This window comes from Odoribacter laneus YIT 12061, from assembly GCF_000243215.1.
Classification (GTDB): Bacteria; Bacteroidota; Bacteroidia; order Bacteroidales; family Marinifilaceae; genus Culturomica; species Culturomica lanea.
The window spans coordinates 2,347,515-2,361,828 of sequence record NZ_JH594596.1 but is presented as its reverse complement, the minus strand read 5'-3'; the positions used below and the strand labels follow the sequence as shown (position 1 = coordinate 2,361,828).

At 40.9% G+C, this 14,314-nt stretch carries 11 protein-coding genes; 4 read left to right on the top strand and 7 right to left on the bottom strand.

The window, feature by feature from the left end:
• Positions 1-10 precede the first annotated feature (10 nt).
• The 7 genes from HMPREF9449_RS09875 to folE all read right to left on the bottom strand — a co-directional run bounded on the left by HMPREF9449_RS09875 (position 11) and on the right by folE (position 8,388).
• On the bottom strand, positions 11-1,516 hold the full coding sequence (locus tag HMPREF9449_RS09875; protein WP_009137115.1) for a GldG family protein: 1,506 nt from the start codon (positions 1,514-1,516) through the stop codon (positions 11-13).
• 9 nt (positions 1,517-1,525) lie between these two features.
• A complete protein-coding gene (locus HMPREF9449_RS09870) occupies positions 1,526-2,248 on the bottom strand; it encodes an ABC transporter permease (protein WP_009137114.1) in 723 nt (240 codons plus the stop codon).
• 34 nt (positions 2,249-2,282) lie between these two features.
• Positions 2,283-3,203, bottom strand: coding sequence for an ATP-binding cassette domain-containing protein (locus tag HMPREF9449_RS09865; protein WP_009137113.1), 921 nt, complete (start codon positions 3,201-3,203; stop codon positions 2,283-2,285).
• Between the two features lie 420 nt (positions 3,204-3,623).
• Positions 3,624-4,658, bottom strand: a complete 1,035-nt coding sequence (locus tag HMPREF9449_RS09855) for a LacI family DNA-binding transcriptional regulator (RefSeq protein WP_009137112.1) — start codon at positions 4,656-4,658, stop codon at positions 3,624-3,626.
• 19 nt (positions 4,659-4,677) lie between these two features.
• Positions 4,678-6,756, bottom strand: coding sequence for an HD family phosphohydrolase (locus tag HMPREF9449_RS09850; RefSeq protein ID WP_040611332.1), 2,079 nt, complete (start codon positions 6,754-6,756; stop codon positions 4,678-4,680).
• 82 nt (positions 6,757-6,838) lie between these two features.
• Positions 6,839-7,714: an ACP S-malonyltransferase gene (fabD, locus tag HMPREF9449_RS09845; RefSeq protein ID WP_009137110.1), complete on the bottom strand. Its 876-nt coding sequence runs from the start codon at positions 7,712-7,714 to the stop codon at positions 6,839-6,841.
• A gap of 50 nt (positions 7,715-7,764) precedes the next feature.
• The gene (gene folE, locus HMPREF9449_RS09840; protein WP_009137109.1) at positions 7,765-8,388 is read right to left on the bottom strand and encodes a GTP cyclohydrolase I FolE; all 624 of its coding nucleotides are present in this window, start codon (positions 8,386-8,388) and stop codon (positions 7,765-7,767) included.
• A 330-nt stretch (positions 8,389-8,718) separates the two neighbouring features.
• On the opposite strand from folE, the gene HMPREF9449_RS09835 reads away from it, so the two are divergent.
• From HMPREF9449_RS09835 to HMPREF9449_RS09820, 4 genes are all read left to right on the top strand, one after another.
• On the top strand, positions 8,719-9,195 hold the full coding sequence (locus HMPREF9449_RS09835) for an NfeD family protein (protein ID WP_009137108.1): 477 nt from the start codon (positions 8,719-8,721) through the stop codon (positions 9,193-9,195).
• Positions 9,188-10,186 (top strand): flotillin-like protein FloA, encoded by a 999-nt coding sequence (gene floA, locus HMPREF9449_RS09830; RefSeq protein WP_009137107.1) that lies wholly within the window; start codon positions 9,188-9,190, stop codon positions 10,184-10,186. Before HMPREF9449_RS09835 ends, floA begins: the two co-directional genes overlap by 8 nt.
• A gap of 224 nt (positions 10,187-10,410) precedes the next feature.
• A complete protein-coding gene (locus tag HMPREF9449_RS09825) occupies positions 10,411-12,450 on the top strand; it encodes a glucosidase family protein (protein ID WP_050810435.1) in 2,040 nt (679 codons plus the stop codon).
• A gap of 76 nt (positions 12,451-12,526) precedes the next feature.
• Positions 12,527-14,266 (top strand): right-handed parallel beta-helix repeat-containing protein, encoded by a 1,740-nt coding sequence (locus HMPREF9449_RS09820; RefSeq protein ID WP_009137105.1) that lies wholly within the window; start codon positions 12,527-12,529, stop codon positions 14,264-14,266.
• Positions 14,267-14,314 lie beyond the last annotated feature (48 nt).

The following is a 14,314-nucleotide window of genomic DNA, read 5'->3' as shown; positions in this document are numbered from 1 at the left end:
GCTATCCCGTTTAATCAATGTAGCCCGGACGGGAACGGTTGATCCTTTTATTCCGATTGAACCGGAAGCGGATGCCTGCATACCCTAACGTTAGAATAATTGGGAGAAGAAAGTTAAAATATTTCAGGAAATTTTTGGCATAATCGTCAATTGGCTCCAGGGTAGCAAAAGTTGTAAACTTATTGCGGAGTTTGATCAGACCGGAATTATCGGCCAGCCATTCGATCGAATTGATTGCAAAATTAATATTATCCGTGCGCAAAGGGTGTGCGAATATCCCTACGTCGTTAATCAAAAAATCGGCATCCGTTATGGCTACGATGGCGCTGTTGTTGTCTTCATTTGTTAGCAGGGCGGCTACAATATTATGAGGACTATTAAAATCACGGCGTGTCCATTGTTTTTGCAGGTTAAAGAAAATCGGGGCTTGTTGCCTGCCGGAAATGGAGGAGGTGGTTGCTAAAGGTGTGAAAATATAAGTAGAGTTTGTCTTCACTTGTTGAATACTACTGGCAAAAGGCAGCAATAATGCGTTTAAGCCGTGGGTAATCGTATGCTTGCTAAAATTTGTAATGATAGGAAGATAAGGAAAACTCACACTACTCTGGTAATTCATAAAACCGTTTTGCTGATTGACGGTAATTGTTCCGCAGTTGTTGTCTACCACAAAATCATATTGAATTTTCAAGCCTTTTTCTTCCAGGATATCTTCGATACCTGTCCAATTGATAAAACCGTTGTTCTGACTTTCGTTGATTTGCCCTACTGCATGGTTGAGAGCTATGAACAGCCTGCCTCCCTCCCTCAGGTATTTGTCAATTTGTTCTTTTTCATAAGGACTGTATACATCCTTCGGATCGATAATACACAACACATTGTAGCGTTCCAGTTCATGAGTGTTGAATAAATCGATGACAGAAATATCTGTCAGATGGGATAATTCATTGATCAATTGCGGCATTTGTCCCAGAGAAGCTTCCCGATGCCCTTTAATAAATCCCACCCGGGGCTTTAACGTATCGGTACTTTGTTTTAAAAGGCGGGTGATTTCGTATTCTAAAGGAGTATTGTGATTGATGAAAGGAATAACACTTTGTTTATTCCCGATCCGGAAAATGGCTCCCATAAAAATATTCTGAATCTTTTCCAGATCCCTTTCGCTGATTTCTATCAACAAGGGCTGAATACCCGCTTCTATAGCTTTTTGCCTCGTTTGCTCATTATTAGGATGTATGATATTAATAGTAAAATTAACATTGCTTAAAGATTTATATTCTTTCAACAAATAGACGAATTCTTTGGCCAGCTTTTTCAGATCCTGAGGCAAGTTCTCGGTTACATAAAAATCAACTGTGATCGGATCGAGGGTGTTTTGAACTATGGTTTTACTTACCTTACTCAATGAATAGCGATTATTCGACGTAAAATCGATCCGGATAAACACAAAAGACATGCCTATGTTTATCAGAAGAATACAGACAATAATATAGATGTTATTTCGTATAAGCTGTTTCATGAAATCATCTTAAAACCGTGTTTTACAAATAAATAATTTCGATAAAGAAAGAAAGAGAACAATTACCGAAATGAAGTATATAACGTCTCTGGAATCTAAAATTCCCCGGGAAAGAGAATCAAAATGTTCTGAAATAGATAAATAAGTAAATAGACCTGCTGCTAAACCGGAACTGAATTGTTGGGCCAATATGCCAAATAGCAATTGAAAACAGAGTCCGATGCCTAGACTGATAAAAAATGCTGTCACAGGTGTTTTAGCAAAAGAGGAAGCAAAAATACCGATACTGATATAACAGGAGCTAATACAAACGAGACCGAAATAACCTAAAATAACGGCTCCATGATCGATATGCCCTAAAAAAGCCATGGTAAAATAATAAGGCAAGGTTAACACTAAGGCAATGAGGACAATGAAAAGCTGCGACCAGAATTTTCCGGCGATGAGCTGATTGGTTCGGATTGGTTTTGTCAGCAAAAGCTCCAGCGTTCCGTTTTTCTTTTCATCGGCTACCGATTTCATCGTTAAGGCATGGATGAGGAAAAAGGTGGTCCAGTTGATGACTGTAAAAAAAGGCATCATATTGGCTTGTCCCAACGAAAAGATATTCGATACGGATAACCAGCAAATAAATCCGCAAATACAGAAAAATAAGAGGTAACCTGTGTAAATACTCCAGGAATTGAAAGCTGTATTGAGTTCTTTGCCTATGATTATTTTAATGGTTTTCATATCGTCTAAAACAAGGAGTCGGATAATAAGCAGATTAGTTTTGTGTCACTTGCTGAAAAATGTCTTCCAGACGCTTTTCAATGGGAATTAACTCTTTTATGTACCATTGCTGGGTTTCACAAAGATGAAATATATCCTTTTCAATATTATGCTTGCGGGAGGTTTGAATCAGAAAACTGTTCTCTCCCGTAATTTCAATGTCTTCCAGATTCTCCAGCATGGTCAAAGCTTCGTATACCGTATTGGTATCTCCTCCTTTAATGGCTATTTTAAGTAATTTGTCCGTATTGGATTTACGTAATTCAGAAGATGTCCCGTCTGCTACGATTTTTCCTTTATTGATGATCAATACCCGGTCGCAAGTCGCTTCCACCTGTGCCAGGATGTGAGAACTGAGGATAATAGTCTTTTCTTTTCCGATCGATTTGATCAGTTCCCGGATTTCTACAATTTGATTGGGGTCCAGACCGGTGGTCGGTTCATCCAGAATCACCACGTCCGGATCGTGAATTAAGGCTTGAGCCAATCCTACCCGTTGTTTATAACCTTTTGATAATTCCCGGATGTTTTTCTGTTTTTCATTTTCCAATCCGCACATACGTAACATGTCTAATACCCGGGCTGTAATTTTATAATGAGGAATATTGTGTACCTTTGCAATGAAAACCAGAAAATCGATGACATTCATGTCGTCATATAAAGGATTATGTTCTGGAAGATAGCCGATGTGCTGCTTGATTTTGTAAGCATTTTTCCGGATGGAATATTTTCCTATCTGAACATTGCCCGCATCCGGAAAAAGGAAACAGCTGATGATTTTCATTGTCGTTGTTTTACCTGCCCCGTTCGGTCCCAGAAATCCCAATATTTCTCCCTTTTTTACCTGAAAAGAAATATTGTCAATTGCTTTTTGCGGACCGAATGATTTCGATAAATTTTCTACTACAATATCCATAAAGCTGCTTTTAGATTGATACAAATATAATTACGGGAAAGCATAAATGGACTGCTTTAACAAACTTTAACCGCCAATTCGCAGCTCTTGAAAAAGAACGTAAATTTTGTAAAATCAGTATTAAAAAAGAGAAGGATACAAGAAAGGTGAGGAATAAATAGAACAAATAAAACAAGTAAAATTTAGGGTTATTTTATAAAAATAAATATCGGAAGGCAGATAAAAGAGGAAAGGGATGCCTAAAGAAGAGGGAAATTTTCCTTTTAAAACGGAATAATGGAAAATTGCAAACGAAAAATTGCCTGAAGAGTCCTTTTCTAAGCTGGTCGGTAAATGTTTCTCCATCCAGGCGGATAAAAAGAATCTTCAGGCAATTTCTTTTTATGACACAAAAGGTTTTGCCTTCAATTTTGAAAAATACTAGTCGTTTAAATAAGAACGATCGGAAGATTCCCGGATCAAAAGTTCACAGTTTACGACTTCTTCCCGAATCTGAGCATGTTTGGGAGTTAATATCTGTTCAAACAGTAATTCGGCAGCTATTTCTCCGATTTTTTCGGGGAACTGGTTGACCGTGCTGACGGAGGGATTCATATAACGGGAACGTTTGGTATTGGAAAAACCGAATACGGCAATGTCCTCCGGTATTTTGAGCCCTTTTTCTTTGATGGCTTCGATGGCTCCTATGGCCATATCGTCGTTAATACCGAAAATGGCGTCCGGAATATTTTTTAGGTTCAGTAAGCGATTGGTGGCCTCTTTGGCCGATTTAACGGAAAAATCTTCACATCTGACGATGTAGTCAGTGTTGATTTCCAGTTTATTAATAGTCATGGCTTTCAGATATCCTTTCATCCGGTTTTTACCGATAGACATATGTTCCGGTCCTGTGAGGAGAGCAATTTTTTTCGCTCCCCCATGAATGAGGTGTTGTACGATTTTGTAAGCTGCATCTGCATCATCTGCAATGACTTTCGAGACGTCTAGTTCTTTGGTGGTCCGATCGAATAAAACTAAGGGAACTCCTTGATTTTGTATATTTTTAATGTGTTCGTAAGAACTGGTCGCTTTTGAAATAGAAAGGATGATCCCGTCTGTCCGGTTAGCCAAAAAGACGTCGATATTTTTCTTTTCTTTTTCAAAGCTTTCGTTAGAGGAGGCTACTAATACGTTATATCCGTATTTGTCGGCTACTTCTTCTACTTTCTTTACGACAGTTGCAAAAAAAGTATTTACAATTTGAGGTACCACGATACCGATGGTATGGCTTTTGTGCGTTTTAAGAGCTACTGCTATGGGATTGGGTTTGTAGCCTAGTTCTTTGGCAAGAGCTTGTACTGTTTTCCGGGTTTGCTGGCTGATTTCCGGATTGTCTTTTAAGGCACGGGATACTGTGGATACAGAAATATTTAATTTTGCAGCTAAATCTTTAATCGTGATTGCTTTTTGTGTCATATTTGTTTGTTTTAAGGTTTTACGTTTCGTTTGGAGATTCGGTTTCTGCTTCCGTTTTCAGTTTGGGATAAGCAATCCGGGAGTGATAAATGTTGGCTAACATTTCGGTAAAAACCCTTTTTACGATGGCTATGTCTCTGAATGTAATATCTGAATTTTGGAAACGTCCCTCGTTTACCTGTCCGTCGATAATATCATTTACCGATTTCTTGAGGTTTTCTTCTGTTTTATCCTGAAGGGTACGGGAAACGGCTTCTACGGCATCCGCCATCATGACGACGGCACATTCTTTACTGACGGGATCGGGACCTGCATAGGTGAATAAGGACTCGTCCAGAGGCTTATCCGGGTATTTGTTTTTGAAAGAATTGTAGAAGTATTTTACTTTACTTTTTCCATGGTGAGTACGGATAAAATTGACGATGACTTCCGGTAAATTATATTTTTTAGCCAGTTCGACACCTTTTGTAACATGGTTGATGATATGCTGTGCACTTTCGTCAAATTCGCATTTGTCATGCGGATTTATACCTCCTGTTTGGTTTTCGATAAAGAAAATCGGTTCATAAGATTTCCCGATATCGTGGTATAAGGCTCCCGTTCGCGTAAGCAGGGGATTCCCCCCGATGCGGTAAATTGCTTCTTCTGCAAGATTGGCTACCATGAGGGAATGTTGAAAAGTTCCCGGAGCTTTTTTGGTCAAAGCACGTAATGCCGGATGATTGGGATTTGATAATTCCATCAACGTAATTTCTGACGTAAATCCGAAAATACGCTCGAAAATATAGATGACCGGATAACTGAGACTTAATAGCAGGCAGTTTACCAATAACCAAAGTATGCCGAAGGCATGAGTAAGCTCGATTTCTCCTTCCTGGGTCAGAATAAAAGCAATATATACCGCTGCATAGGTGATAAAAATGAGGAAAATAGAAAGAAATAGCTGACCTCTGCGTTGCAACTGTGCCAGACTGAAAATGGCGACAATACCGGCAGCTATCTGCATGAAAAGATACATATAGCTGTTCGGTGCAAAATAAGAAATCAGCAGGGAAGTGCCTAAAAGCATGTATAAAGCCGACCGGCTGCCCACCAGAATATTGACAATAATGATAAAAAATAAAACGGGCAGCGCCAGCATATTGATGTTTTGGTAAAACCCGATACTTCCCAATATGACGGTGGCTAAAAACGAACCGTAAAGAAAAATAAATTCTTTGTTGTTATAAAAAATCCGTTTTTTCGAATAGTAGAAGAAAATCGAAAATATCACAATAGCAGCCAGGGTCAAAATAATCTGTCCGCCTAAAGTCCGTAAATTACTGACAGAAGAACCCGCATTGTGGCGGTATTCTTTTTTCAGCGATTGGAGAAGTTTTATTTTTTCCGGGGTAACCAGTTCCCGTTTGGCAATGATTACTTCTCCGTTCCTGACCATTCCCTGAGTAAGACTAATATTTTTAAGTTGATTGAGCAATTGGAGCTTCGTTTTGGAAGCATCAAATTCCAGATTGGGTTGAATGTAATTGTTCAGGTTCAGACTGAGAATATGTTCTTTCGTGCTTTGGGGAAGATTGGAGGAATTAATCCAATCCGTCAAAGTCGAATAGGCTTTTTTTAAAGTATACGTTTTTGGAAAATCTACATCCCTCCCGATGTTATTGTTGACGATTTTGATGGTTTTGAGATTTTCTGCTACTAAGTTTTCCGGTAGTTGCAAAATTCCCGCATCGTAAAGACGGGCTAATTTCCGTTGTAAATTTTCTATCGTCTGGGTTGTTGCCGGATTTTTGTACGGATCGAGAGCTGTCGCAAATTTATGAAGCTGGTTCGTTTTTACTTCGGGATTCAAATTGAAGATAGGAGTCTGTTCCTGAACGATTTTTTCCTTATCCTTATCCAGTTCTGCTTCCGTTTTATAAATCGGGAAATCGAAAGGAGCGTAAAGTGTCTCGTATCTCCACGGCATTCCTTTCTGAAATTCGTATTGGAAAATTCCAGCTTTTGGAAAAAGGAAAACGATTATACTGCATATAATCAATATAATAATAATCCGGAAAGCGATATTTAGTTGTCTCTTACGTATTCTGTCTGACATGTTTAAATCAAAATGGCCAATTCGCGACTAAAGATATAAAGATTTTATAAAAAAAGGTTCCGTATGGAACCTTTTTTTTATCTTATTGAATACCGCTGGTATCCATATCTCTGTTTAGCTTTTTTATCAATCCTTGCAGGACTTTTCCGGGACCGATTTCCAGGAAAGAGGTCGCTCCGTCGGCGATCATATTTTGCATGATTTGTGTCCATCGTACAGAAGAGGTCAACTGGGCGATCAGGTTGTTCTTTATCCTTTCCGGATCTGTATACGGTTGAGCATCTACGTTCTGATAAATAGGACAGATGGGTTCAGAGAAATGAGTATTGTTGATGGCCTCGGCCAATTCTTTGCGGGCAGGTTCCATCAAAGGAGAATGAAATGCTCCTCCTACATTGAGGGGTAACACTCTTTTAGCTCCGGCTTCTGCCAGTTTCGCGCAGGCGATTTCGATCCCTTTATTGCTGCCGGAAATGACAATCTGTCCGGGGCTGTTGTAGTTGGCGGGCACGACTACTTCGTCGATTTCCCCGCATATTTTCTCCACGGCTTCGTCTGCCATGCCTAAGACAGCCGCCATTGTCGAAGGGGTGGCTTCGCAGGCTTTTTGCATCGCTAAAGCTCTGGCATGTACCAGTCGCAGTCCATCTTCCAAAGAAAGGGCTTTAGCAGCTACCAAAGCGGAAAATTCTCCCAGAGAATGTCCGGCTGTCATGTCCGGTTTTTCGGTGAGACTATCGGCTAAAATCACAGAATGCAAAAAAATAGCCGGTTGAGTAACTTTTGTTTGTTTTAGATCGGCTTCTGTTCCATTAAACATCATATCCGTGATGCGGAATCCTAAAATATCATTTGCTTTTTCAAACAGTTCTTTTGCCCGGGGAGAATTTTCGTACAATTCTTTTCCCATGCCTACAAATTGTGCTCCCTGTCCGGGAAATACAAATGCTTTTTTCATATTGTTAAGTTTTAGAGATGTGATTTCATTTATTTGTCTTCCCCGTGGGTTTAGTGTAACTTTGAACTGATTAACCGGATGAATTCCTCCCGGGTGGCCAGTTTCTCAAAAGCTCCGCTGAAATCGGAAGTGGTCGTTACCGAATTTTGTTTTTCTACTCCCCGGATAGCCATACACATGTGTTTCGCTTCGATGACCACGGCGACTCCTAAAGGGTGAAGGGTATTTTGTATACAATTCTTGATTTCATAGGTCAGGCGTTCCTGTACTTGCAACCGACGGGCATATGTTTCCACTACCCGGGCGATTTTACTTAGACCGGTTACATATCCGTTCGGGATGTAAGCCACGTGAGCACGGCCGTAAAAAGGCAGCATATGGTGTTCGCAGAGAGAATAAATTTCGATATCTTTTACAATAACCATTTGGCGGTAATCTTCTTTAAAGAGAGCGGAACTCAATATTTCTTCCGGGTTCTGACTATATCCCTGCGTCATAAACTGCATCGCTTTCGCTACCCGTAACGGTGTTTTCAAGAGTCCTTCTCTTTCCGGATCTTCTCCAAGTAGTTTTAAGATTTCCTGATAATGATAACTCAATTGTTTTGTCCGTTCGGCATTAAAATATTCTACCTTTTTATAAAACTCTTCCTCATTGGTAATTTCCTGCTCCATACTTGGGTTTGATTAAAAATTATTTTTATAACAGGCTCGCAAAAACAGTACAAAGTAAATATAAAAAATCTGATTAAAAAATAATGCTTCTCGAAAATACAATTTTTGGATGAATAATAGGCTTGTTGTCAGTAAGTTGCATATTGTTTGGGGAAGATTGATCGGATAAAAAAACATAAAAGACAGAGAAGAAATTGTTTAGAAAAGGGGGAGAAAAAGGTAAATAAAAATATCGGATCAGAATTTTTTTGAACAGGAGTTTTTTATATCTTTATCCAGTTCAAGTTGTTTAAACCGTCTGAGGAAATTTCGTTTTTAATAGATGGGCGTATGGAATGGATTATTGTACTCATATTGGTTGTAATCGGCTTTTTTTTGCTGATTATAGAATTTTTAGTTCTTCCGGGAGTTAACGTAGCCGGAATTATCGGTTTTGCTTGTGTCTGCTTCGGGGTATACCTGGGATATAAATTTTTTGGAACGAAGGCTGGTAATTTTATTTTGTTGGCGACAGCCCTGGGTGGGTTTGTTGTGACATGGTATGCTCTTCGGGCGCAGACCTGGAAGAAATTGAGTTTGCATTCGAGCATCGATAGCACTGTTGAAGGGGTAGATGAATCGGTGAAGGTGGGAGACTGCGGGATTTGTCTCGGACGTTTGTCTCCTATGGGAAAAGTAAAAATCGGGGAGGTGGTCGTAGAGGCGCTTTCTCAAAGTGGTTATATCGATTCCCGTGCTGAAGTGGAAGTGGTAAAAGTATATAAAGATAAAGTAATTGTTAAATTAAAGAAAGAAAAAGATGGATAACACAGGTGTTGTTTTATTGGTGGCGGCTATTGCCGGCAGTGTGTTTTTGTTATGGGTTATTTTGTATTTTATTCCTATTGGTCTGTGGTTTCAGGCGTTGGTTTCGGATGTAAAGATTTCCTTGTTGCAATTGATATTGATGAGGTGGAGAAAAGTGCCTCCTACTATCATTGTAGGTGCTATGATCGAAGGTAAAAAAGCCGGGATTGAATTGTACCGGGATTTATTGGAAGCTCATTATTTGGCCGGGGGACATGTGGCTCAGGTGGTGCATGCATTGGTTTCCGCCTCGAAAGCGAATATTGATTTGACGTTTCAGATTGCGACAGCCGTGGATTTGGCCGGGCGGGACGTTTTCGAAGCGGTACAGATGAGTGTAAACCCCAAAGTGATCAACACTCCTCCCGTCAGTGCTGTTGCTAAGGACGGAATTCAGTTGATTGCCAAAGCCCGTGTTACGGTAAGGGCGAATATAAAACGATTGGTCGGGGGAGCAGGTGAAGAAACGATATTAGCCCGTGTAGGGGAAGGTATTGTGTCCTCTATCGGATCTTCCGATTCCCACAAAGCTGTGATGGAAAATCCGGATTTTATTTCTAAAGTAGTATTGGATAAAGGATTGGATTCGGGTACGGCATTCGAAATCCTTTCTATTGATATTGCAGATATAGACGTAGGAAAAAATATCGGAGCCGGTTTACAAATAGATCAGGCTGATGCGGATTTAAAGATTGCTCAGGCTAAAGCAGAAGAGCGCCGGGCAATGGCTATAGCAAGGGAACAGGAAATGAAAGCTTTGGCACAAGAGATGAAAGCAAAAGTAATAGAGGCAGAAGCTCATGTACCTTTGGCAATGGCAGAAGCTTTCCGTTCCGGTAATCTCGGCGTAATGGATTACTACCGTATGAAAAATATTGAAGCCGATACCCAAATGAGGGAAACTATTGCAAAACCGGAGGATAAGAAAAAGAGGACAGATAAACTGGTGTAATTTCTGAAAAATGAAGGAGATTACAATCTAAACGAAGGATGTATAATGAATAAAGAAATGTAGGAATCGGGGAAATACATCCGAAAGGTGTTTTATGTGTTATAAGATAAGGCCCATCGGGATTGCTGACTGAAAACCAGAATGAGAAATTTCTCAGAGAGGGCAGGGTGACTAAAAAGAATAAGAGAAATTCCCGGGGAGTATTAAAAGGAAATTCTGAATATATGAAATCTGTTTTTATCTTTTTTATTATCATAGGAATCATTTGCGGGGGGAAACTGAAGGCACAGAATCGGTGGAAAATAGAGAAGGATGGTGGAATTTTGTGGGAAATAAAAGATCGTCTGCCCCATGACGACCACATCGAAATGAGCGGAGAGCAGCTGTCTGTCGTGTTACGTTATGGTGTAAATGCCGAAAAAAAGTTTTGTTTGGAACGATCCGTGGTGTGGCCGATGTTACGGACAATACCGAATAACACGCATGCCAGTCTTATGCATCGGTTTGCCGGGGATATTTTGTCTTGGGTTACCGTAAATGGCTTGGCTTTACAGCATGAACAGGTGAAGTCGGTTTACTTGAAAGGCCTTATGCAGGTAAAAAGTGATTTCTCTACGGGTTATGTCAACATCGGAGCGGCTCGTAAGCGTGCACAAAAACCGGTGGTTGAAGTGATCCGTACATTTTATCCTTCCATGGATTTGCCCGTTTGGTGCGAACGGTATGAGATAAACAATATTTCCGATCGTTTATTGGAAGTTTTTGTTCCGGAAATAACTATATGTTCCCATACGGATTCTACAAAAGGAGTAGAGGGGGAGTATGTATTTTCTACTTCCACACAGGGGAGCGGAACCTATAAGATTGCCCCTGGTCAGTCGGTTTGTTTTTATGCAGGTATTCAAGCGTATCGGTTTTCAGAGAAGGCTGTTCAGCCGGATTATGCAGCAGAACTTTATAAAAGGGAAAAATTTGTGGAAGAAATGGGAGCTCATTTGTGTTTGGAGACTCCCGATCCTATTGTTAATACCATGTTCAAGTTTGCTAAAATAAGGGCTGCCGAAAGTATCTATAAAACAAGAGGAGGGTATATGCACGGTCCGGGCGGAGAGTCTTATTACGCAGCAATTTGGGCAAATGATCAGGCTGAATATGTAAATCCGTTTTTCCCCTATCTGGGATACGAGGTGGGAAATTTATCTGCTTTAAATGCTTTCCGGCATTTTGCCCGCTTTATGAATGCAGACTACAAGCCGATACCGAGTTCTATTATTGCTGAAGGGAAAGATATTTGGAATGGAGCAGGAGATCGGGGAGATGCTGCTATGATCGCTTATGGGGCGGCTCGTTATGCTTTAGCCCGGGGAAGTAAGAGTGAAGCGAAAGAACTTTGGCCTTTGATTGAATGGTGTCTGGAATATTGTAAACGAAAACGAAATACTGCCGGTGTGGTGGAATCCGATACGGATGAGCTGGAAGGACGTTTCCCGGCAGGGGATGCGAATTTATGTACTTCTTCACTGTATTACGATGCGTTGTGTTCTGCTGTATTTCTCGGGAAAGAATTGGGGATTTCTTCCCGTCAATTGGCGCTTTACCGAAAAGAAGCCCAGGCATTGCAACAGGCAATAGAGGAATATTTCGGAGCCCGGATGGGGGAATTTGATACTTATCGTTACTATCGGGGGAATGACTTATTGAGGTCGTGGATTTGTATTCCCTTGACAATGGGAATCACCGACAGGGCAGAAGGAACACTGGAGGCTTTGTTTTCACCTCGTTTATGGACGGAAAACGGACTGTTGACACAGGAAGGAAGCACTACATTCTGGGATCGTTCTACTTTATACGCTTTGAGAGGGGCGTATGCGGCAGGAGCGACGGAAAAAGCTACAGCTTATTTACAATATTATTCCCGTCAACGATTAGTAGGGGAGCATGTGCCTTATGCTATTGAGGCCTGGCCGGAAGGAAGCCAGCGCCATCTGTCAGCGGAAAGCGGGTTATATAGTCGGGTGATTACGGAAGGGTTGTTCGGCATCCGCCCTACGGGATTGGCTTCTTTTGTCTTTACCCCACGGCTTCCCGCGGATTGGGAGAATATGGCTTTGAGGAATATTCGTGCTTTTGGAAGGACGTTCGATATAGAAGTGAGCCGAAAACAAGCCAAACTTCGGGTGGTAGTAAAAGAGAAGGACAAAATTATTTTTTCTAAGACGACTCCGGCCGACTGTCCTTTGTCCGTAAAATTTTCTTCTCATTAAAAAGGGAATGCAGAGGAAGAAATTTTCCGGAGAGGGATAAAAACTAAAATTTGCGAACGTTTAACGATTACTTAAGATGAAAAAAATAGCGGGCATCTGGCTGTATTATCTGGTTGGTAGTATACTCATTTCTTGTTCGACGGGGCAGCAAGCCGAAGAAAAAGTCGTTTATTTGAAGGATTACCTGGTCGGTTATCAGGAAGGGCAGGATGCAACTTTGGCTTTGCGGAGAGCTTTGGATGAATGTAAAAAAGTAAAAGCAAGGCGTTTGGAATTACCGGCGGAAAAATTATACTTTCAACCGGATTATGCCGTAGAGCAGTATGTATTTGTCAGTAATAATGACGAAGGTTTAAAACGGTTTGCTTTCGATTTGACCGGTTTGTCGGATATTGTTCTCGAAGGCAACGGGGCTGTCCTCTTGTTTTCCGGTTTTGTTTGTCCATTTTTGATCCGGGAGGCGGAGAATATTGAAGTCCGGAATTTATCCATCGATTATACCCGTACATTTCATTCTGAGGGAAAAATAGAAGCTTGCGGAGAAGGTTGGCTAGACGTGTCGTTTGCTTCGGAATACCCGTATTATTTTTCAAACGGATGTTTGCATTTTAAAGATAATCAAGGAAATAAATATCCTTATAGCAACCTGTTGGAGTTTGATGTGGAGAAGCGGGAACCTGCGTATATGGTAAAAGACTATTGGTTGTCGGGAGGATGTATGCCGGCTCAGGAGTTGAAAAACGGAAATGTCCGGATATTTAAAGATAAGATAAAAGGTACGCCTGGGAATATATTGGTATTCGGGGCGGCACAGCGTTTAATCCCGGCTTTTACCGTTACCGATAGTAAAAGGGTGCGTATACAGCATGTAAACATTTGGCATTGCGGGGGGATGGGCGTGATTGCCCAGCGAAGCGGAGATATTGAGCTGGATCATGTGCAGGTTACGCCTTCTCCGGGTACGGGCCGGATGATAAGTATTACGGCAGATGCGACTCATTTTTCCAATTGTTATGGTTTTATCCGGATGCTGAATTGTTTATTTGAAAACCAAAAAGACGATGCGACCAATATCCACGGAATATATGCCGTTATCGATTCTATTATAGGGCCACAAGAACTGATTGTCAAATTGATGCACCCGGCACAAGAGGGATTTGATTTCATCCGGCCGGGACAACAATTGGAATTGGTAAATCATAAGAGTTTAATACAATACGGAGAATTAAGTGTGGAAAATGTGGAGCGTCTGAATAAAAAATATACCCGGGTTTGTCTGACCGCCCCTTTGCCGGAGGGAACTCGGGTGAAAGATGTGGTGGCTGCTATGGGACCCTATCCGGAGGTGTTGATTCGCGCCTGTAAAATGAGAAATAATCGGGCCCGGGGTCTATTGTTAGGTTCCAGAGGAAAGATCCGGATAGAGAAAAACTATTTTCATGTGCCAGGAGCTGCCATTTTGTTTGAAGGGGACGGTTCGTATTGGTATGAACAATCAGGTGTGCGAGATGTGGTGATTCGGGAAAATGTATTTGATAATTGTAATTATGGTATCTGGGGAAAGGCCTGTATTGCAGTGGGTTCTGGTATCTACGAGCAGCGGGAAACGAGCCGTTATCACCGGAAAATACGAGTAGAAGAGAATACATTTCATATCTTTGATCCCCGTTTGGTAAATTTATATGGTGTAGATGATTTCGTGTTTAAAGGAAATCGGATTATCCATACGGATGCTTATTCCTATCAAGGGCAGGAACAAAGACCTTTTGTGATTGATAATTGCAGCAATATTTTTATTCAGGAAACTGAAGATTAGGGATTCCCGGCAGAAGGAAATTTCATAAATTCTAAGAATGCACGCTTA

What these genes read in the sequence shown, in the direction of transcription:
- HMPREF9449_RS09870 (WP_009137114.1), bottom strand. Translation starts at nt 2,248, where the DNA reads ATGAAAACCATTAAAATAATCATAGGCAAAGAACTCAATACAGCTTTC.
- HMPREF9449_RS09855 (WP_009137112.1), bottom strand. Translation starts at nt 4,658, where the DNA reads ATGACACAAAAAGCAATCACGATTAAAGATTTAGCTGCAAAATTAAAT.
- HMPREF9449_RS09850 (WP_040611332.1), bottom strand. Translation starts at nt 6,756, where the DNA reads ATGTCAGACAGAATACGTAAGAGACAACTAAATATCGCTTTCCGGATT.
- HMPREF9449_RS09865 (WP_009137113.1), bottom strand. Translation starts at nt 3,203, where the DNA reads ATGGATATTGTAGTAGAAAATTTATCGAAATCATTCGGTCCGCAAAAA.
- HMPREF9449_RS09820 (WP_009137105.1), top strand. Translation starts at nt 12,527, where the DNA reads ATGAAAAAAATAGCGGGCATCTGGCTGTATTATCTGGTTGGTAGTATA.
- floA (WP_009137107.1), top strand. Translation starts at nt 9,188, where the DNA reads ATGGATAACACAGGTGTTGTTTTATTGGTGGCGGCTATTGCCGGCAGT.
- HMPREF9449_RS09835 (WP_009137108.1), top strand. Translation starts at nt 8,719, where the DNA reads ATGGAATGGATTATTGTACTCATATTGGTTGTAATCGGCTTTTTTTTG.
- HMPREF9449_RS09875 (WP_009137115.1), bottom strand. Translation starts at nt 1,516, where the DNA reads ATGAAACAGCTTATACGAAATAACATCTATATTATTGTCTGTATTCTT.
- fabD (WP_009137110.1), bottom strand. Translation starts at nt 7,714, where the DNA reads ATGAAAAAAGCATTTGTATTTCCCGGACAGGGAGCACAATTTGTAGGC.
- folE (WP_009137109.1), bottom strand. Translation starts at nt 8,388, where the DNA reads ATGGAGCAGGAAATTACCAATGAGGAAGAGTTTTATAAAAAGGTAGAA.
- HMPREF9449_RS09825 (WP_050810435.1), top strand. Translation starts at nt 10,411, where the DNA reads ATGAAATCTGTTTTTATCTTTTTTATTATCATAGGAATCATTTGCGGG.